Origin of the sequence: Clostridium sp. SGI.024 (genome assembly GCF_050315195.1) — a bacterium.
Taxonomy (GTDB): Bacteria; Bacillota; Clostridia; order Clostridiales; family Clostridiaceae; genus Clostridium.
In genome coordinates this window covers 1-18,511 of sequence record NZ_JBNPON010000007.1, presented here as the reverse complement: position 1 = coordinate 18,511, position 18,511 = coordinate 1, and the positions used below count along the sequence as shown (strand labels likewise).

Sequence of the window (18,511 nt, the reverse complement as noted above, 5' to 3'; positions counted from 1 at the left end):
ATATACTTTTCTTATCTTATGTTAACTATATTTCAGTAGACTTCTCCAATATATTAAATAGTCTTTCCTTATTTCCTGTCAAGTATAAGAAACCTAGTAAAGCTTCAAATCCTGTTGCATTTCTATAATCTATTACATTTGCATTCTTAGGAACGGTAGCAGATTTAGCATTTCTACCTCTTTTGTAAATATACATTTCATCTTCTGTTAAATCATTTTCTATATTATGCATTATCGTAGACTGACTCTTTGCCTTTACATATCCAATAGCTTTTACATGCATCTTATGGGCAGAGAGTTCTGTATTATTTGAAAGTATAAAATTTCTTATATACATTTCAAATACTCCATCCCCTATGAGTGCTAATTGTAAAGGATTTAATCGCCTAGCCTCTTCCTTACTAAATTCTCTAATTCTTAAATCCTCTAACATACTTCTCTCCTTTAAATAAAGGCTGCAAAATGCAGCCCTTATATTAATTTATTTTTTTCCATCTAACACCTTGAGGTGTATCTTCTAAAATTATATTTCTTGCTTTTAAATCATCTCTTATTTTATCAGCTAGAGCAAAATTTCTATTTTTTCTAGCTTGTTGTCTTTCTTCAATCAACTTTTCCACCTCTTCTTCTAAGCTTCCCTTAGTTGATTTTTGAAGTATTCCCAATGGATTTCCAAGTTCTCTAATTAAAGCTAAAGCTTTTTCACAAAGTTCTTTAGATGATTCTATAGATATATTAGTATTTATATCCTTAATTAGGTCAAATATAGCTGTAATCGCATCAGCTGTATTAAAATCATCATCCATCTTATCTATATATCTTTGTCTATATACATCTAAAGATTTTAAGTAGTTTTCTTCTTCACTATCAATCTTTTCTTTCTTAACTTCATCAATTAAATTTTCAAGATTTGCTACAGTATTATATAATCTTTCTACTGAAGCTTTTGCAGATTCTAATAAATCATCACTAAAATTTAATTGTACTCTATAATGTGCAGATAACATTAAGAATCTAATTACATCTGAATCATATTTTTCAAGAGCATCTCTTGCTGTTAAAAAATTATTTAAAGACTTAGACATTTTTTGATTATTAACATTTAAATAAGCTGAATGCATCCAGTAATTAGCGAAAGGCTTACCTGTTAAAGCTTCACTTTGAGCTATTTCATTTTCATGATGTGGGAATGCTAAATCCATACCTCCTGCATGAATATCTATTGTCTCTCCAAGTAATTTTTTTGCCATGCATGAACATTCTATATGCCATCCTGGTCTTCCTAATCCCCAAGGACTTACCCAAGCAGGTTCACCTGGTTTTTGAGCCTTCCATAACGCAAAATCCATAGGATCATCTTTTCTTTCATCTATATTTATTCTAGCTCCAGATTGAAGATCTTCTAAGTTTTGCTTTATAAGCTTTCCATATCCATTAAACTGCTTAGTTCTAAAATAAACATCTCCATCTACTTCATAAGCATATCCTTTATCTATAAGCCCCTCTATAAATTCTATAATATCTTTTATATATTCAGTAGCTCTTGGATTAGTAGAAGCTCTTTTTATATTTAACCCATCTGCATCTTTATAATATTCATCTATATATTTGTCTCCAACACAAGCTACTGTAGTTCCTTCTTCATTAGCTTTTTTAATCATTTTGTCATCTATATCTGTAAAGTTTTGAATATAATTAACTTTATATCCTTTGTATTCAAGATATCTTCTTATAGTATCAAAAACTATAAAAGTTCTACCATTACCTATATGAAAATAATTATAAACAGTAGGTCCACAAACATACATCTTAACTTCTCCTGGAGTAATTGATACAAATTCCTCTTTTCTTCTCGTTAAGCTATTATAAATTTTCATTTAGTTACCTCCTTATCTAATAGATAATTTATTTTTTTTAAACTCTTCTTTTACCCTTACTATTACATCTTCAATTTTAACATTTTCCATATCAGATGTTCTAAGTTTAAATTCAACTTCTCCCTCTGAGATTTTCTTTCCTACTGTAACCCTCATTGGTATTCCCATTAGGTCAGAATCCTTGAATTTAACTCCTGCTCTTTCATTTCTGTCATCTAAAACTACATCAATACCTATTTCTTTTAATTCTTCGTAAATCTTATTAGCAATCTTCATTTGTTCTTCATCTTTTATGTTAACTGGTATTACATTAACATGATATGGTGCTACAGCTAAAGGCCAAATTATACCATTTTCATCATTATGTTGTTCTATTATTGATGCCATAGTTCTAGTTACACCTATTCCATAACATCCCATTATAAATGGTTTTTCTTTACCATTTTCGTCTATAAAAGTAGCATTCATAGATTCTGAATATTTAGTTCCAAGCTTAAAAATATGACCTACTTCTGTTCCTCTTGATATGGTTACTTTTCCACCACAAACTGGACAACTTTCACCTTCAGTTATATTTCTATAATCGCCCACTAAGCCTTCAAAGTCCCTACCATAATTAACATTTTCAATATGATATCCTGTTTCATTTGCTCCAACTATGAAATTATACATATTAGCAACTTCTTCATCAACTAATAAAGTATCTACCTTTATACCTATAGGTCCTGCAAAACCAACTTGTGCATTAGTTGCTTTAAATACTTCTTCAGGTGTTGCCATATTTAAATTAACTACTCCACCTAAGGCATTTGTTACCTTAACTTCATTAACCTCTCTATCTCCTCTTACCATAACTGCAACTATTTTATCATCTCCGTTAAATATTAGAGTTTTTGCAAATTTCTTTTCTGTTGTATTAAAGAATTTAACTAATTCTTCAATTGTCTTAATATTTGGCGTCTCAGTTTTAACTAAGTCTTTTAATTCTTCTGATTGTGCTTTTTCTACAGTTGATGGAGCTTTTTCTATATTAGCTGCATAATCACAAGATGTACAGAAAACTACATCATCTTCCCCTACTTCTGATTTAACCATAAATTCAGCTGAATTTGAACCCCCAATTGCTCCTGAATCAGCCTCAACTGGTTTAGCCTCTAGTTCACATCTATTAAATATTTTAATATATGCTTCTCTCATTTTGTTATAAGAAATATCTAATCCTTCTTGATCTTTATCAAAACTATAAGCATCCTTCATTATAAATTCCCTAGATCTCATAACTCCAAATCTTGGTCTTCTTTCATCTCTGTATTTAGTTTGTATTTGATAAAGATTTACTGGTAGTTGCTTGTAAGACTTAATTTCATTTCTAGCTATATCTGTAAATACTTCTTCATGAGTTGGTCCTAAACAGAAATCTCTATTATTTCTATCTTTAAGTCTAAACATTTCTTCTCCATAAACATCCCATCTTCCAGATTCCTGCCAAAGTTCTGCTGGTAAAACTGCTGAAGCTAAGAATTCTTGAGCCCCTGCATTATTCATTTCATCTCTAATTATATCTTCTACCTTTTTTAGAACTCTTAATCCTAGTGGCATGTAGTTATATATTCCTGATGCCATCTTTCTTATCATCCCAGCCCTTAGCATCAATTTATGACTATTAATTTCCGCTTCAGCTGGAACCTCTCTTAATGTTGATATTAACATATTAGACATTTTCATCTTTGATTCCTCCTGTATTTTTATCATTATATTCAAGACAATATTACGTAGATAAATATTTAGGTAATATTTCTAATAAATTATCTTATATAGTATCTATCCATTTATATAAATATAAAAGTAAATTTAAAAATCATTTTTTATCAACTAAATTTTTAAATAAAAAAGCTCGCCCTAATTAATTAGGGCGAACTTATATCGCGGTACCACCTAAATTTGTGCTCTAATAATTTTAACGATATTAAACCGATAGTTTTTACCTATACTCCAAAGCTGGTTCAAATCCTATTGAAAATCTTACAGCCCATGAATTTTCTCTCTGAAAAAGCGGATTCTACTATTCTTCTTCACTGCTTTAAAACCTATTTAATTATAGCTTAATTAATTATATATTCTTGTAAAAATTATGTCAACATACTAAATTCCATAATTATATAAGCTTTTCAGCTAATATTAAATCTTCTGGAGTTGTTACCTTAATATTAGTATAATCACCTTCATATAAGTAAACCTTATTACCATATGTTTCAACTACCATAGTATCATCAGTAACTTTAATGTCTTCTTCTTTAACTTTTTTATGACATTCCTTGATTATGCGAAATTTAAATACTTGTGGCGTTTGAATAGCTACCAATGTATTTCTATCTGGAGTAGAGAGAGCAAAGTTATTGTCCCCCTTTATCTTTATGGTATCCTTTGGCATAACTCCAGGGGCTGATGCACCATAAAGCCTTGCATATTTTATACCTTCATCTATAATTCTTTGTGAAACAAAGGGTCTTGCTCCATCATGAATTAATACTATTTCCTCATCAATAAGCTCGTTTAGGGCATTCATAACAGAATCTTGTCTCTCTTTTCCACCTTCAACTATTAAATCCACATGTAACGAATACTTATCTAGTACTTTTTCTTTACAATAATCTATTTCATCCTTCGGTAGTACTAAAATAATCTTATCTATATCTTTAGACTCAGAAAACCTTTTTATTGTGTAATATAAAATTGGTTTCCCCTTAAGTTTTATATATTGTTTGCTAATGTTAGCACCCATTCTCGTACCTTTTCCACCAGCCAAAATTATAGCACTAATCATTTAAACACCTACTTATTCATCTTTTGGTTTTGCAAATATCATTCTTCCAGCAGCAGTTTGTAGTACAGATGTTACTATAACTATAATTTGATCACCCATATGCCTTCTTCCACCTTCTACAACTATCATAGTTCCATCATCTAGATATCCAATACCTTGAGTTGCTTCTTTCCCATCTTTAACTACTACTACCTTCATTTCTTCTCCTGGAAGAACTATTGGCTTAATTGCATTAGCAAGTTCATTTATGTTAAGTACTGGAACTCCCTGAAACTCAGCTACCTTATTTAAATTAAAATCATTAGTTATTACTTTTCCCTTTAATAATTGAGCAAGTTTTAATAGCTTACTATCTACTTCTTGAATTTCCGGAAAATCACCTTCCCAAATTTGGGTTTCGATATCTAATTCCTTTTGAATCTTATTTAATATATCAAGCCCTCTTCTCCCTCTATTTCTTTTTAGAGAATCTGCTGAATCTGATATATGTCTTAACTCATCTAAAACAAAGTTCGGTATAACTAATGGTCCTTCTATAAAACCAGTTTGACATATATCGAAAATTCTTCCATCTATTATTACTGATGTGTCTAATACCTTAGGATTATTCTTAACTATTATCTTAGATTTCTTGTCCTTAATACTATTCTTTCTTAAATTAGCAAGAACATTAGATATATCGTCCCTTTTTTCTATAAAAATGTTAGCAAATATTATTGCAAATATTAGGTTTACTAACACAAATAGTATTGGTCCTAATCCAAATAAATCTATTCTATTTAAAGGTAATCCTATTAATGATGTTATTATTAAAGATATGGTTGCTCCAAATATTCCATATATAATTTCACTTGCTGTGAATCTTTGAATATTTCTTTCTATATATTCAATAAATTTCAAAATAGAGTCATATATACTCGGAGAAATAAAATAAAGAATAATTCCAATTAATAAAGTTAAAATAACACGAAAAGATATAATTGCAGTAGTTTTCGATAAAAAAGATAGATCTCCTATAAGCTTTATATTTAATAAGATTCCACTTAATATATAACCACTTATTAGGCCTATTATGGTAAATATAACCCTTATAATCTTTTTTAACATTTTTTCACCTCCTAATTTTTTTATTTTTTATTAATTATACCATATAAAGGTATTATCCAAAATGAATATTTATTAAAATCTTATTAATTTAAAATACCCCCTATAAATAATTATGTAATTAATTTATTATAAGTTTAAGTTAATTACTATTCCTTTCGACACTATAAAAATCATAAACAACAGCCGTAAACCTTAAGGAGTTGATGCATATGAAAGATATAATTTTTGATAATTTTCAGAATGATGTTGATGAATCTTTATTACGTCATAGAAGCATACTTGACATAATGACCAAGTTAAATGAATCAAATGCTAGAATTAATAGGGCATTAGTTAAATCAGTAACTAATTGCGGTTGTATTGAAATTTCGGCTAAAAAGCAGACTACTTTTAATGATGAAAATAGTTTAAATCATTCTTTGAGTAATGAAATTCAAGGAACTCTTTGCAATAATTGTCGCGACACTATAGAGACCGAAATAGGAAATAATATATTTTACCTTACTTCCTTATGCAATTGTTTAGATTTAAATTTATACGACATATTCTTAAAAGAAGAAAATAAAATAAATCTATTAGGAAAGTTTACATTTAGATAAGTTTAAAGCAGGTTACCTCCTGCTTTTTTATTATTATCTATTTATTTCACTTTTATACATAAAAATACTAAATCTCATTTTTTAAGTATATCTGTTCTTTTATTCTCTTAAGGCCACTTCTTATGGCCTTAGCTCTTGCTTCTCCAATACCTTCTACTTGATCTAAGGCATTAGTATCCGCTGCAATAACAAATTTAAGCTCTTTAAAATGCTTTACAAGATTTTCTATTACCGAAACAGGTACCCTAGGAACCTTAAATAGTATTCTATATCCCTTTGGTGAAATTAATGTATCAGTTAATGAAAGTGAAGGATACCCTAATAGTTTTGCTATCAAATCTAAATCTACCAATTCTTCTGCGGTAAGCCTTTGAATATCTCTATATATTTCATTATAATCCATACCTTCTTTGCAATAATCTCTTATTAACAATATTCCATCTCTTTCAATAAATCTTATAAGCTCACTTAATTGCATTAATATTAATCTTCCTTCATTTCCAAGTTCCACTATATATCTTTTTATTTCTTCTACTACTCTCATAACCATTTCAGTTCTTTGAATAGCTGTAACTACATCAAAGATAGTAGTCAAATCTTGATACTCTAATAAATTAAGATTATTTATTACTCTCTCTAGAACATTTACGTATTTTTCTAATGTCTGTATCGCTTGATTTGCTCTAGCTAAAATTACACTGCTTTCTTGAAGTACATATTTTAAATCATTCTTATATATGGTAATAATATTTCTCCTTTGAGAGATTGCTATTACTATATTACCAGTTTGTTTTGCAACTCTATTTGCAGTTCTATGTCTAGTACCAGTTTCATATGTGCTTAAAGTATGATCTGGAACTAGTTGTGTGTTAGCATAAATTATTCTTTTTAAATCGCTACTTAATACAATAGCACCATCCATTTTTGCTAATTCATAAACATAAGCTGGTGAATACTCTGAATTTATATTAAATCCACCATCTACTATATTCATAACTTCTTCGTTATCACCTATAACTATAAGACCACCTGTCTTAGCTCTTAAGATATTTTCTAAACCTTCTCTTAATGCTGTTCCTGGACTCATAAGCTTTAATATACCTTTTATTTCTTCGTCATCTTTTATCCTCATACACTCACCCAATCCGTTAGAATATCTTATTTATAGCCTCTCTTAAATTACTTACACCTATTATATTTATATTACTACTATTTACTTTATCCCTATTTCTCTCAGGAATAATTGCATTTTCAAATCCCATTTTTTCAGCTTCTTTAATTAATCTTTCGCAAGAAGCTATAGGCCTAATTTCTCCTGTTAATCCCACTTCTCCGATTATAACAGTTCTCTTAAGTTTTAATCCTGCATTTTTCACACTAGATAATAGTGCTAATGCTAACCCTAAATCTCCTGTAGTTCCATCTAAGGTAAGTCCTCCAACTACATTTACATAAACATCATATTTATAAAAAGGTACTCTTAACTTTTTCTCTAATACTGCTAGTATAAGCCTTAGCCTTTGGTTATCTATACCTACTGCAGTTCTACTAGCTAAATGGGTATTACTTTCACTAACTAAAGCTTGCATTTCAACTAATATAGGCCTGGTTCCTTCCATAATCCCTATTACTACAGAACCCTCTTGATTAAAATTAGTATCCTCTAGAAATATTCTCGAAGGATCATATATTTCCTTTAACCCTTCTTCAGCCATTTCAAAAACACCAATCTCACTAGTAGTACCAAAACGGTTTTTCATAGTTCTAAGAACCCTAAATTCTTCTGTACGTTCACCTTCGAAATATAAAACAGTATCAACCATGTGTTCTAAGACTCTTGGCCCTGCTAACTCCCCTTGTTTTGTTACATGAGCAACTATAAATAAAGGTATCCCTTGATTTTTTCCTATTCTCATAATAGCATTAGAACATTCTTTAACTTGAGATACACTTCCTGGTGCTGATGTAATAGATTCCTTATATACAGTTTGAATAGAGTCTATAATTACAAATACAGGTTTTATTTCATTAATATATGCTTCTATTAGGTCTAAATTAGTTTCAGATAATATATAAAGAGCTTCTGCATTGACCCCTAACCTATCCCCTCTAATTTTGATTTGTTCTTCAGATTCCTCTCCAGAAACATATAAAACCTTCCCATAATTTTTAGAAATAGAATCTGCAGTTTGTAGAAGAAGTGTTGATTTCCCTATACCAGGGTCACCTGATATTAATGTTAAAGAACCTCTTACTAACCCACCACCTAAAACTCTATTTAGCTCCTTTAAGCCAGTATCATATCTTTCCTTTTCTCCTGACTTTATATCTCTTATACTCTTTGGCATATTTTCTATTACTCTAATATTATTTACTTTAGCTTTTACTTCTTTATGTGTTTCTTTAATTTCTTCAACCAAAGTATTCCATTTATTACAATCTGGACATTTCCCTAGCCATTTAGGGGACTCATATCCACATTCTTGACACACAAATATGGATTTAATCTTTGCCATATAATTTACCTACCAATTCTATTTATTTTATTATAAAAATCCTTATTAAATTACTATAAATACTATATCACAAGAAAATATAAAAACCAATTTTTATATAACTTAATATGTAAAAAAAGAACTACAATATTTACATTATTGCAATTCTTTTAAAAAATTAAACCTTATTTTGATTTTATAATAATTTAGCAGCAGCTTCATCAACTATAACTACAACATCTCTATGCATTTGTAACATAGATGCTGGCATTTTTGTACTTATTTTTCCATTTACCATAGCTTTTACTGCCTCTGCTTTAGATTCTCCACTTGCTATAACTATTATTTTTTTAGATTTCATTATTCCACCAAGCCCCATTGTTAATGCTGTCTTTGGAACTTCATCTATTGAATCAAAAAATCTAGCATTTGCTTGTATTGTATCTTGTGTTAAATTAGTTAAATGTGTTCCTGATACTAAATCTTCATCTGGTTCATTAAAGGCTATATGTCCATTGTTACCAATTCCTAATAACTGAACATCTGTACCACCTAAATTCTCTATTTTATTATCATAGTTCTTACACTCTTCTTCAATATTTTTTGCTAATCCATTTGGAACATAAGTATTTTTCTTATCTATGTTTATATGATTAAATAAATTTTCATTCATAAAGTATCTGTAACTTTGAGGATGATCTCCACTTAATCCAACATATTCATCTAGGTTAACAGTAGTTACCTTAGAGAAATCAATTTCCCCCTCTTTATTCATTCTAATTAATTCCTTATACATACCAATTGGTGATCCACCTGTTGCTAATCCTAATATAGCTTTTGGATTATTTTTCACTACCATTGCCATTTCATTTGCAGCTACCTTACTTAACTCATCATAATTCTTTGTTACTATAACCTTCATCGTATCTTCCCCTCTCTTCGTGATATATTAACTTCTAAAATAAATTTATCTGATCTATATATAGCCTCTTCTAAAAATATCAACTTATTATTTGAATCATAAGTTTTACTAATAATCTTTAGCATAGGCACTTGTTGATTAACATTGAATGCTTCTTTTAATTCATTATCCATAATAACTGAAACCATTGAGGATTGTGAATAATCTACCTTATAACCAAAACTCTCTAAAATTTTAAATAAAGATCCCTTTAGCATTTCTTCATCTATGTACCCACAGTAATCTACAGGTATATAAACTTTTTCTATTGCAACACATTCATCATCAACTATACGCTTTCTAGTTATCTTATATAATTCATCTAACAAAAAGATATCAGTTAAATCTTCTGGGGTTGAGACTTTCTCAAATTCAACTATTTCAGATCTTAATTTTTTCCCCATTTGTTTTACTATTTCAGTAAAGCTCATCATATCCTTTTGCTTAAATGTTTGCTCACATACAAAAGTTCCTTTTCCTTTAATTCTGAGAAGTATTCCTTCTTGTACAAGTTCACCAATAGCCTGTCTAATGGTCATTCTACTAACCCCGTATATATCACAAAGTTCTCTTTCACTTGATATACAATCCCCAGGCTTCCACACTCCTTCTGAAATCTTTGAGATTAAATCATTCTTCAATTGGTAATATACAGGAATTGGGCTACTTTTATCTATCATTGTTAATCCTCCTAAAAATATTATATTAAAAATCGTTATAGATGTCTAGACCAGTTCGTTAATTTCTTAAAGTGTTATAAATAATAATTTTTTTGGAAAAATAATTTCATAATTATAAAAGGAGATGATATAATGCTTAATAGAAATTATTTTTCTAATTTACCTTCAAAAAATATAATACGTGAAGATAAAACCAAAAATTTATCTAAAGAATTGTTTTTTAATTCTCAAGATACTTCTTTAGATAACATGATTATTAATTCTAATTTAGACAATCAAAATTTTATTAAATAATTTGTATTTATATTATATACTACCACATTCTTTATTTTTAATAAAATATACTTTAAATATTGAAATTACTTATAAAATAATGTAGAATTAATATTATATAATATTAATTATCTATTGATAATTAAAAGGAGGATTACAAATGGTTAAAGTTTATAGTACAAACGCTTGTCCATGGTGCGTAAAAGCAAAAAATTACTTAAAATCAGTAGGTGTAGCATTTGAAGAATTTAATGTACAAGAAGATATGAATGCTAGAGATGAAATGATAAATAAATCAAAACAAATGGGAGTTCCTGTTTTAGATATAGATGGTACTGTTATAGTTGGTTTTGATAAAAATGCTATAGATAAAGCATTAAATAAATAATATTTAAAACATAAATATCTAAAATTTAATCTATTATTATATAGTTAAAAAGAAGTAGTTATAATTTGACTACTTCTTTTTTTATAAATTTAATGGAGCTGTTGAAGCAGCTCCATATTAATTATTCAATTATATTTTTAAAACACCAATCTATCTACCTATATTAATAACAGTAGCCTTTGGTCTTGACATAGCTTCTATTGAATACTTTATACCTTGAGTTCCAATTCCAGATGCCTTAACACCTAAGAATGGGAAATGGTCTGGTCCTCTTTCAGTTTTATTATTAACTTGAACTGTACCAACTTCTAATTTATCTGCAACATAAAATGCTTCATTAATATTTTCAGTAAATACTGATGATTGTAATCCATATTCAGATTTATTTGCAATTTCAATTGCTTCATCCTTATCTTTAACTCTAATTATAGGTAGAACTGGACCAAATGGTTCTTCCCAAGCTAATCTCATATCTGTTGTTACATTATCAAATAATGTTGGATAAATTAAGTTTTCTTCTCTCTTTCCACCAACCAATAAATGAGCACCTTTTTCTCTGGCATCATCAATAAGTTCCCAAACAAAATCTGCTGCCTTATTATCTATTAAAGGAACAACTTCAGCTCCATCTAGAGGATTTCCAACCTTTAATTTTTCAACTTTTTCTTTAACTTTCTCAACTAACTTATCTGCTACTTCTTCTACAACTAATATTCTTTTAACAGCTGTGCATCTTTGTCCGGAATAAGAATATGCTCCTGAAACAATATTAGAAGCTGCTAAATCTAAGTCTGCATCCTTTAATACAATAGCAGCATCTTTTCCTCCAAGTTCCATTAGCAATGGTACCATACTAGTTATTTTTGAGATTCTTGTACCTACTTCTGTACTTCCAGTAAAGTTTATAAAGTCAATAGAAGGATGAGTTACTATATAATCCCCTATTTCACTACCTCTTCCAGTAACAGTATTTAATACACCTGCAGGAACTCCTGCTTGCTCAAATATCTTTGCTAAATATAATCCACATAAACTTCCTTGAGTAGCAGGTTTTAATACTACTGAATTACCAGCAATTAAAGCTGGTGCAATCTTTGAAGATGCTAAGTTTACTGGATAATTAAATGGAGAAATAGCTAAAACCACTCCTAACGGTTCTCTAGTTACTAGAGAAATCTTATTTTTCTTAAATCCTGGGAAGCTATCTCCTGGAATACTCTCTCCTGATAGATTCTTAGCTGTATCTGCTGTAAATCTAACATAATCTGCTGATCTTAATATTTCTGACTCACATGACTTTTTATCTTTTCCAATTTCCCTCATCATTATATCTGACATTTCATCTGATTTTTCAATTAGTAAATCTGCTGCCTTATATAATATTTCAGCCCTTTTATTTACAGGTACATTTTTCCAAGATATCTGTGTTTCTTTTGCATTCTTTATTGCAAAGTCTACCTCTTCCTTTGTCATTGCAGGAACCTTACCTACTAAACAATTTCCAATAGGTGAATATATCTCTATATATTTATTGCTATTGCTAGTTACCCATTCACCATTCACTAAATTCTTAAAAGTTAACTCTTCTCCTCTTATACAACTAAACATTTTATCCCCCCTCTTATTTCTTTGCCAATTCTATTTTATTTTTATCAAACCCTACTATAATTTCTCCGTCTATATCTATTACAGGAACAGTTCTTTGCCCTGAAACTTTAAAGACTTCTTCTCTATCTTCGTGTTTATCAGCTACATTAATTTCTTTATACTCCCAGCCCTTCATATCGAAGAATTTTTTTGCCTTAATACACGCTGGGCACCATGATGTTGAATATATTTTTATCATATTATCTCTCCTTACTGTATTATAATGCTATTATTATTTCCTATTTTTCTTTTTTTCAACTATTACTTTTTCCGCCTCTAATGCTGCTATTGTTCCATCAGCAACTGCTGTTGTAATTTGTCTATATTCTTTTTCTCTTACATCTCCAGCAGCAAATACACCCTTAACATTTGTTCGCATACATTCATCAGTCTTTATATATCCACCTTGTGTTAATTCAATATAATCATTAAAATATTCTGTTTTTGGTTCAGTTCCAATAAATCCAAATACTGCATCAATATCTATTTCCTTTTCTGAACCATCCTTTGTATTTTTTATAATTGCCTTTTGTACGAAGTTTTCACCTTCCACATTGATTAGATCTTCATTAAATAATACTTCTATCTTAGGGTGATTCATAACTTCTTCAACAGTAGCTTTTTCACCTTTAAAATAATCATATCTTCTTATCATATATACCTTAGTAGCAAATTTAGTTAAAAATAAAGCCTCTTCTAAAGCAGAGTTCCCTCCACCAACTACTCCTATTATTTTGCCATCATACATTGCTCCATCACATACTGCACAATAATGTATACCCTTTCCTGAAAATTTTTCTTCATTTGGAAGTGGTAATTTTCTTGGAGTTGCTCCTGTTGCTATTATTACTGAATCTGTTTTATATATATAATTATTAGTTTCGATAATTTTTTCATCTCCACTAAAATCAACTCTCTCTATCATGTCAAATTCATCTATTTCAGCTCCAAGTTCTTCTGCTTGTTGTTGCATTAAATCTGCAAGTTCAGTTCCTGAAACTTGTTTAAATCCAGGATAATTTTCAATCGTATAACTATTTCTTACTTGACCACCTAATATCTGATCTTCTAATAAAAGCATGTCTAATTTCGCTCTCGTTGCATATATAGCAGCAGTTAAGCCAGCAGGGCCCCCGCCGATTATTATCAATTCTTTATGTTTTACTTCTTTGCCCATCATATCTCCTCCTACCCCCTAGGGGTATATTCTTTGTATTAATTATATGCTTCTGATTTTAAAAATGCAACTATTTTATATAATAATTTTTATTAATTGAATATACTTATCCATTTTTATACAAAAATATTAATGATATATTATAAATATTAAACAAAGATACTATCTTACAATGTAAAGTAAATAATATAAAATTAAGGAGCTGCTACCACAGCTCCATATATTATGATATATGCTTAATACAAAGTTCATCACCATCACAATAAATTTCTAAATTATCTCCACCTTTAATACAACCCTTAAGCATTTCTTCACTTAATTTGTCTTCTAACTCTTTAGCTATTATTCTTCTTAAAGGTCTTGCCCCATAATTTATATCTACACCCTTATTTACTAAAAACTTTTTACTATCTTCATTTAAATTAATTATTATTTTTCTTTCCTTCAATTTATTTATAGTACTATTTAACATAAGATTAACAATTTTTAAGATATCGTTATCAACTAGCTTGCGAAATACGATAACTTCATCTATTCTGTTTAAAAACTCTGGTTTAAATTGTTTTTTCACTTCTTCCATAATCATTTTTTTCATATTTTCAAATTCAGTATTTTCTATATTTCTTTGATTTATAAATCCAACTGAATTCTGTTTTTTTATGTCATGGGCACCTACATTAGAAGTCATTATTATTATGGTATTTTTGAAATTTACTGTTCTTCCCTTACTATCTGTAAGTTTACCATCTTCCATTATTTGAAGTAGTATATTAAATACATCAGGATGAGCCTTTTCTATTTCATCTAATAATATTACAGAATAAGGGCTACGCCTTACAGCCTCTGTTAATTGGCCCCCTTCTTCATATCCAACATATCCTGGAGGAGCTCCTATAAGCCTTGATACTGAATGCTTTTCCATATATTCTGACATATCAATTCTTATTAAGCTTTTTCTATCTCCAAACATAACTTCAGCTAAAGTATTGGAAAGTTCTGTTTTTCCAACTCCTGTTGGTCCACAAAATATAAATGACCCTATTGGTCTATTAGGATCTTTTAGTCCAACCCTAGCTCTTCTTACAGCTTTAGATATTGCTGTTACAGCTTCCTTCTGCCCAACAACTCTTTCCTGAATAACCTCTTCAAGTCTTAAAAGCCTTTCTGATTCTTCTTCTGTTAATTTTTCAACTGGTATCTTAGCCCAAACTGAAACTACTTTTGCTATCTCAGTTCTACTTACAATATTACTAAACTCTAAAGTATTATAATTAACAGTTAATATATTTAACTTATTTTTAATCTCTATTTCTTCATTTCTTAAATAAGCTGCTTTCTCAAAGCTTTGACTTTTAATTGCAGTTTCTTTATCTTTTGATAGCATTTCTAAATTCCTTTTTAAATCTCCTATTTCTGGAGGTGAACTTAGATTTTCAATTCTAACTTTTGCTGATGCCTCATCTATTAAATCAATTGCCTTATCAGGCATAAACCTATCACATATATATCTGTCTGATAACTCTATAGCAGCTTCTAAAGCCTCATCTTCTATTTTTACCATATGGTGAAGTTCATATTTTTCTCTAAGCCCCTTAAGTATTTCAAGAGTTTCTTCCTTTGAAGGTTCATCTACAATTACAGGTTGAAATCTTCTTTCTAAAGCTGAATCCTTTTCAATATACTTTCTATATTCATCAATAGTAGTTGCTCCAATACATTTTATTTCACCTCTAGCCAATGCCGGCTTTAATATATTAGAGGCATCAATAGCCCCCTCTGCTCCACCAGCTCCAACTATTGTGTGAATCTCATCTATAAATATTATTACGTTTTGAGAACTTATTATTTCATCCATAACCTTTTTTAATCTATTTTCAAATTCTCCTCTATATTTAGCTCCTGCTATCATAGCTGTTAAATCTAAAGATATTATATATTTATCCTTTAAGATATCTGGAACTCTTCCCTCAACTATCATTTGCGCTAATCCTTCTACAACTGCAGTTTTACCAACTCCAGGTTCTCCTATAAGACATGGATTATTCTTGTTTCTTCTACACAATATTTCTAGTATTCTTTTACTTTCTCTTTCTCTTCCTATGAATGGGTCAAGTCTTCCCTCTTTAGCTAAAGTAGTTAAATCTTTACCATATTGATTAAGCATTGGAGTTTTATTTGGATTTTTCTTTTTATCTTCTAACTGCTTTGCATCATTTATATCATTTTTATTGATATAATTAATAATTTCAGTTTTTATTCCTTTTAAATCTACTTTTAAATTTGAAATTATAGTATAAGCTATACTTTCAACATCATCTAGTAAAGCCAATAAAATATGCTCTGGATTTATATAATTATGATTATACATCATCGCCTTAGCTAAACTATCATCAAATACTCTTTTAGTTCTAGGATTTAATAGCATTTCTCCTATAGAAACATCTACATCACCAAAGCCTAAGTAGTCTTCTATAAGATTCCTTACCTTATCTACAGTAATTCCACTAATATATAAAACTCTATTAGCAAAACCACATTCTTTTAATATTCCTAAAAGAATATGCTCCGTTCCTATATACCCATGCTTAAAATACTGTGATTCTTTTTGAGCTTCTACAAGTACTATTTGTGCTCTTTCTGTAAATTTACCGAAAACCATAAATACCTCCATACCCTATTGCTAAATTACACCACACAGATAAACTATAGATATATAACATACTTTAAGATAATACAACTGCTAATATTCCCTTTAACATATCTGCTCTTAATTTATTTTTATTTTCAACAGATGCTAAAGTTCTATCATTTAAAGTTATCTTAATAATTTCAAACTCCTTATTTGAAATTACTTTAGTATCATTTAAATGTTCTAAAATAGATAAAGCATTTCCATAAGTTATGCTTTCACCTATGGAATTATTAATTAAATTTAATCTTTCAGCTTTATCATCGTATGTTATTTTTCTTATAACTATATATCCACCGCCACCTCTTTTACTTTCAATTATATATCCTTTTTCATATGTGAATCTTGTTGTTAATACATAATTAATTTGCGATGGCGCACAGGAAAATTTATCTGCTAACTCGTTTCTCTGAATTAAAACTTGTCTTTCTCTTTCTTCATTTAACATATCTTTTATAAAATTTTCTATTGTATCTGAAATTCTTGCCATAATTTCACCTTCTTAAACTTATTTTTTAAATTAGACCTTCTTTGACTTTCATTATATATTATAAGTCTTAATATGTCCAATATTAAATTTTCATACAATAAGAATTATAAAATTCCTTTTGTTTAAACTATAAATGAGGTGATTAATATGGAAATTAAGTGGATTGGCCATTCTTGTTTTTTAATTAAAAACTTATTAGGGAAAAAGGTTTTAATAGATCCAATGCAAATATATCCCTATATACAAAAATATGATTTAAAAGCAGATATAATTACTCTTAGTCACTCACATAACAATGAATTTATTAATGATTGTCTTATTAATAATAATATTATTATTAATGATACTACATACTTTGAAAATGAGTACTTTATTATTAAGGCTTTTAATAGTTATAGGGATAACTTTTCTGGATTTAGAAGAGGTGAAAATATTATATACCTTTTAGAAATTGATGGAGTTAAACTTTGTCACTTAGGTTCATTAGGACATTTATTAAATGATGAGTTAATAAGCAAGTTAAATCATTTGGATTTTTTATTTATTCCAATTGGAGGTCATTTTTGTTTAGATGGAGATTTAGCAGCTAAGCTTATTGAATCACTAAAGCCAAAATATATAATTCCAATGTCATTTAAAACATCTTCAGAATATTTTTATTTAGATGGTCCATTAAAATTTTTATCTTCTCTAGATAACATCATTTATTATAATACTAATACCATATATACTAACGAGCTTCCATTAAGTAGTACTCCAACAGTAATATTATTGAAAGAAAATAATAAGGAACCACTAAATTAGTGGTTCCTTATGTAAAATTATGCTTGTACAGGAGCTCCTACTGGACAAACATTTGCACAGTTTCCACAATCTATGCAAACATCCTCATCAATAACGAATTGAGTATCTCCTTGACTTATAGCATCAACTGGGCATTCTGCAGCACATGCACCACAGTTTATACATGAATCTTCAATCTTAAATGCCATAATTAGCACCTCCTAATATTATGAATTTATTCCTAGTCCATTTTAACATATCAATTAAAAATTTAAAAGGTTTCTAAATAATTTATCTTTAATATATTTTATATAACGCTATATCCAAGTTCTTCAATTGCTGTTATTATTGCATCTAGAGATATAGTATTATCATCGTAAACTACACTTACTTCCTTCTTATTTACATTAACTTCACAAGCAATAGTACCTTCACTGTGAGCTATAACATCTTTAATGCTAATAACATCTTCGTTTGTATTAAGATTTGATATACTTAATACTGCTTTCATTTAATACCCT

20 protein-coding genes are annotated in these 18,511 nt (G+C 29.0%); 4 read left to right on the top strand and 16 right to left on the bottom strand.

Annotated elements, in window-relative coordinates; translation table 11 throughout:
• Positions 1–25: 25 nt before the first annotated feature.
• From ACQRD5_RS03800 to ACQRD5_RS03780, 5 genes are all read right to left on the bottom strand, one after another.
• On the bottom strand, positions 26–433 hold the full coding sequence (locus tag ACQRD5_RS03800; protein ID WP_291625476.1) for a Mini-ribonuclease 3: 408 nt from the start codon (positions 431–433) through the stop codon (positions 26–28).
• Positions 434–476: 43 nt separating this feature from the next.
• Positions 477–1,877: a cysteine--tRNA ligase gene (gene cysS / locus ACQRD5_RS03795; protein WP_291625478.1), complete on the bottom strand. Its 1,401-nt coding sequence runs from the start codon at positions 1,875–1,877 to the stop codon at positions 477–479.
• Between the two features lie 12 nt (positions 1,878–1,889).
• The gene (locus ACQRD5_RS03790) at positions 1,890–3,602 is read right to left on the bottom strand and encodes a proline--tRNA ligase (RefSeq protein WP_291625480.1); all 1,713 of its coding nucleotides are present in this window, start codon (positions 3,600–3,602) and stop codon (positions 1,890–1,892) included.
• Positions 3,603–4,032: 430 nt separating this feature from the next.
• Complete coding sequence (ispD, locus tag ACQRD5_RS03785) at positions 4,033–4,701, bottom strand: 2-C-methyl-D-erythritol 4-phosphate cytidylyltransferase (RefSeq protein WP_291625482.1); 669 nt, start codon at positions 4,699–4,701, stop codon at positions 4,033–4,035.
• Positions 4,702–4,713: 12 nt separating this feature from the next.
• Positions 4,714–5,808, bottom strand: a complete 1,095-nt coding sequence (locus ACQRD5_RS03780; RefSeq protein ID WP_291625483.1) for a PIN/TRAM domain-containing protein — start codon at positions 5,806–5,808, stop codon at positions 4,714–4,716.
• A 209-nt stretch (positions 5,809–6,017) separates the two neighbouring features.
• Between ACQRD5_RS03780 and ACQRD5_RS03775 the strand changes: the two genes are divergently transcribed.
• The gene (locus tag ACQRD5_RS03775; RefSeq protein ID WP_291625485.1) at positions 6,018–6,407 is read left to right on the top strand and encodes a DUF1573 domain-containing protein; all 390 of its coding nucleotides are present in this window, start codon (positions 6,018–6,020) and stop codon (positions 6,405–6,407) included.
• Between the two features lie 67 nt (positions 6,408–6,474).
• Here the strand turns inward: ACQRD5_RS03775 and disA are convergent, their stop codons facing one another.
• The 4 genes from disA to ACQRD5_RS03755 all read right to left on the bottom strand — a co-directional run bounded on the left by disA (position 6,475) and on the right by ACQRD5_RS03755 (position 10,543).
• Complete coding sequence (gene disA, locus ACQRD5_RS03770) at positions 6,475–7,539, bottom strand: DNA integrity scanning diadenylate cyclase DisA (RefSeq protein WP_291625487.1); 1,065 nt, start codon at positions 7,537–7,539, stop codon at positions 6,475–6,477.
• Between the two features lie 16 nt (positions 7,540–7,555).
• Positions 7,556–8,923: a DNA repair protein RadA gene (gene radA, locus ACQRD5_RS03765; RefSeq protein WP_291625489.1), complete on the bottom strand. Its 1,368-nt coding sequence runs from the start codon at positions 8,921–8,923 to the stop codon at positions 7,556–7,558.
• A 175-nt stretch (positions 8,924–9,098) separates the two neighbouring features.
• On the bottom strand, positions 9,099–9,824 hold the full coding sequence (nagB, locus tag ACQRD5_RS03760; RefSeq protein WP_291625490.1) for a glucosamine-6-phosphate deaminase: 726 nt from the start codon (positions 9,822–9,824) through the stop codon (positions 9,099–9,101).
• Positions 9,821–10,543 carry a GntR family transcriptional regulator gene (locus ACQRD5_RS03755; protein ID WP_291625492.1) on the bottom strand — a complete coding sequence of 241 codons (723 nt, stop codon included), beginning with the start codon at positions 10,541–10,543 and terminating at the stop codon, positions 9,821–9,823. The genes nagB and ACQRD5_RS03755 overlap by 4 nt, the downstream gene beginning before the upstream one ends.
• A gap of 132 nt (positions 10,544–10,675) precedes the next feature.
• On the opposite strand from ACQRD5_RS03755, the gene ACQRD5_RS03750 reads away from it, so the two are divergent.
• On the top strand, positions 10,676–10,837 hold the full coding sequence (locus tag ACQRD5_RS03750) for a hypothetical protein (RefSeq protein WP_291625493.1): 162 nt from the start codon (positions 10,676–10,678) through the stop codon (positions 10,835–10,837).
• A gap of 139 nt (positions 10,838–10,976) precedes the next feature.
• Complete coding sequence (locus ACQRD5_RS03745; RefSeq protein WP_291625494.1) at positions 10,977–11,204, top strand: glutaredoxin family protein; 228 nt, start codon at positions 10,977–10,979, stop codon at positions 11,202–11,204.
• 150 nt (positions 11,205–11,354) lie between these two features.
• Here the strand turns inward: ACQRD5_RS03745 and ACQRD5_RS03740 are convergent, their stop codons facing one another.
• From ACQRD5_RS03740 to ACQRD5_RS03720, 5 genes are all read right to left on the bottom strand, one after another.
• Positions 11,355–12,812, bottom strand: coding sequence for an NADP-dependent glyceraldehyde-3-phosphate dehydrogenase (locus ACQRD5_RS03740; RefSeq protein ID WP_291625495.1), 1,458 nt, complete (start codon positions 12,810–12,812; stop codon positions 11,355–11,357).
• Positions 12,813–12,825: 13 nt separating this feature from the next.
• The gene (locus ACQRD5_RS03735) at positions 12,826–13,050 is read right to left on the bottom strand and encodes a glutaredoxin family protein (RefSeq protein WP_291625496.1); all 225 of its coding nucleotides are present in this window, start codon (positions 13,048–13,050) and stop codon (positions 12,826–12,828) included.
• Positions 13,051–13,083: 33 nt separating this feature from the next.
• On the bottom strand, positions 13,084–14,028 hold the full coding sequence (trxB, locus tag ACQRD5_RS03730) for a thioredoxin-disulfide reductase (protein WP_291625499.1): 945 nt from the start codon (positions 14,026–14,028) through the stop codon (positions 13,084–13,086).
• 223 nt (positions 14,029–14,251) lie between these two features.
• Complete coding sequence (locus ACQRD5_RS03725; protein WP_291625497.1) at positions 14,252–16,687, bottom strand: ATP-dependent Clp protease ATP-binding subunit; 2,436 nt, start codon at positions 16,685–16,687, stop codon at positions 14,252–14,254.
• A gap of 64 nt (positions 16,688–16,751) precedes the next feature.
• A complete protein-coding gene (locus ACQRD5_RS03720; RefSeq protein ID WP_291625498.1) occupies positions 16,752–17,207 on the bottom strand; it encodes a CtsR family transcriptional regulator in 456 nt (151 codons plus the stop codon).
• A gap of 147 nt (positions 17,208–17,354) precedes the next feature.
• On the opposite strand from ACQRD5_RS03720, the gene ACQRD5_RS03715 reads away from it, so the two are divergent.
• A complete protein-coding gene (locus ACQRD5_RS03715) occupies positions 17,355–18,011 on the top strand; it encodes an MBL fold metallo-hydrolase (RefSeq protein ID WP_294362940.1) in 657 nt (218 codons plus the stop codon).
• Positions 18,012–18,028: 17 nt separating this feature from the next.
• Here the strand turns inward: ACQRD5_RS03715 and ACQRD5_RS03710 are convergent, their stop codons facing one another.
• Together ACQRD5_RS03710 and ACQRD5_RS03705 are read right to left on the bottom strand one after the other, a co-directional pair.
• Positions 18,029–18,199: a DUF362 domain-containing protein gene (locus ACQRD5_RS03710; protein WP_291631791.1), complete on the bottom strand. Its 171-nt coding sequence runs from the start codon at positions 18,197–18,199 to the stop codon at positions 18,029–18,031.
• 98 nt (positions 18,200–18,297) lie between these two features.
• Positions 18,298–18,501: a heavy-metal-associated domain-containing protein gene (locus ACQRD5_RS03705; protein WP_291631794.1), complete on the bottom strand. Its 204-nt coding sequence runs from the start codon at positions 18,499–18,501 to the stop codon at positions 18,298–18,300.
• Between the last annotated feature and the right edge of the window lie 10 nt (positions 18,502–18,511).

What these genes read in the sequence shown, in the direction of transcription:
- radA (WP_291625489.1), bottom strand. Translation starts at nt 8,923, where the DNA reads ATGGCAAAGATTAAATCCATATTTGTGTGTCAAGAATGTGGATATGAG.
- ACQRD5_RS03705 (WP_291631794.1), bottom strand. Translation starts at nt 18,501, where the DNA reads ATGAAAGCAGTATTAAGTATATCAAATCTTAATACAAACGAAGATGTT.
- ACQRD5_RS03790 (WP_291625480.1), bottom strand. Translation starts at nt 3,602, where the DNA reads ATGAAAATGTCTAATATGTTAATATCAACATTAAGAGAGGTTCCAGCT.
- ACQRD5_RS03745 (WP_291625494.1), top strand. Translation starts at nt 10,977, where the DNA reads ATGGTTAAAGTTTATAGTACAAACGCTTGTCCATGGTGCGTAAAAGCA.
- ACQRD5_RS03740 (WP_291625495.1), bottom strand. Translation starts at nt 12,812, where the DNA reads ATGTTTAGTTGTATAAGAGGAGAAGAGTTAACTTTTAAGAATTTAGTG.
- trxB (WP_291625499.1), bottom strand. Translation starts at nt 14,028, where the DNA reads ATGGGCAAAGAAGTAAAACATAAAGAATTGATAATAATCGGCGGGGGC.
- ispD (WP_291625482.1), bottom strand. Translation starts at nt 4,701, where the DNA reads ATGATTAGTGCTATAATTTTGGCTGGTGGAAAAGGTACGAGAATGGGT.
- ACQRD5_RS03725 (WP_291625497.1), bottom strand. Translation starts at nt 16,687, where the DNA reads ATGGTTTTCGGTAAATTTACAGAAAGAGCACAAATAGTACTTGTAGAA.
- ACQRD5_RS03735 (WP_291625496.1), bottom strand. Translation starts at nt 13,050, where the DNA reads ATGATAAAAATATATTCAACATCATGGTGCCCAGCGTGTATTAAGGCA.
- ACQRD5_RS03800 (WP_291625476.1), bottom strand. Translation starts at nt 433, where the DNA reads ATGTTAGAGGATTTAAGAATTAGAGAATTTAGTAAGGAAGAGGCTAGG.
- ACQRD5_RS03710 (WP_291631791.1), bottom strand. Translation starts at nt 18,199, where the DNA reads ATGGCATTTAAGATTGAAGATTCATGTATAAACTGTGGTGCATGTGCT.
- ACQRD5_RS03755 (WP_291625492.1), bottom strand. Translation starts at nt 10,543, where the DNA reads ATGATAGATAAAAGTAGCCCAATTCCTGTATATTACCAATTGAAGAAT.
- nagB (WP_291625490.1), bottom strand. Translation starts at nt 9,824, where the DNA reads ATGAAGGTTATAGTAACAAAGAATTATGATGAGTTAAGTAAGGTAGCT.
- ACQRD5_RS03715 (WP_294362940.1), top strand. Translation starts at nt 17,355, where the DNA reads ATGGAAATTAAGTGGATTGGCCATTCTTGTTTTTTAATTAAAAACTTA.
- ACQRD5_RS03780 (WP_291625483.1), bottom strand. Translation starts at nt 5,808, where the DNA reads ATGTTAAAAAAGATTATAAGGGTTATATTTACCATAATAGGCCTAATA.
- ACQRD5_RS03720 (WP_291625498.1), bottom strand. Translation starts at nt 17,207, where the DNA reads ATGGCAAGAATTTCAGATACAATAGAAAATTTTATAAAAGATATGTTA.
- ACQRD5_RS03775 (WP_291625485.1), top strand. Translation starts at nt 6,018, where the DNA reads ATGAAAGATATAATTTTTGATAATTTTCAGAATGATGTTGATGAATCT.
- disA (WP_291625487.1), bottom strand. Translation starts at nt 7,539, where the DNA reads ATGAGGATAAAAGATGACGAAGAAATAAAAGGTATATTAAAGCTTATG.
- cysS (WP_291625478.1), bottom strand. Translation starts at nt 1,877, where the DNA reads ATGAAAATTTATAATAGCTTAACGAGAAGAAAAGAGGAATTTGTATCA.
- ACQRD5_RS03750 (WP_291625493.1), top strand. Translation starts at nt 10,676, where the DNA reads ATGCTTAATAGAAATTATTTTTCTAATTTACCTTCAAAAAATATAATA.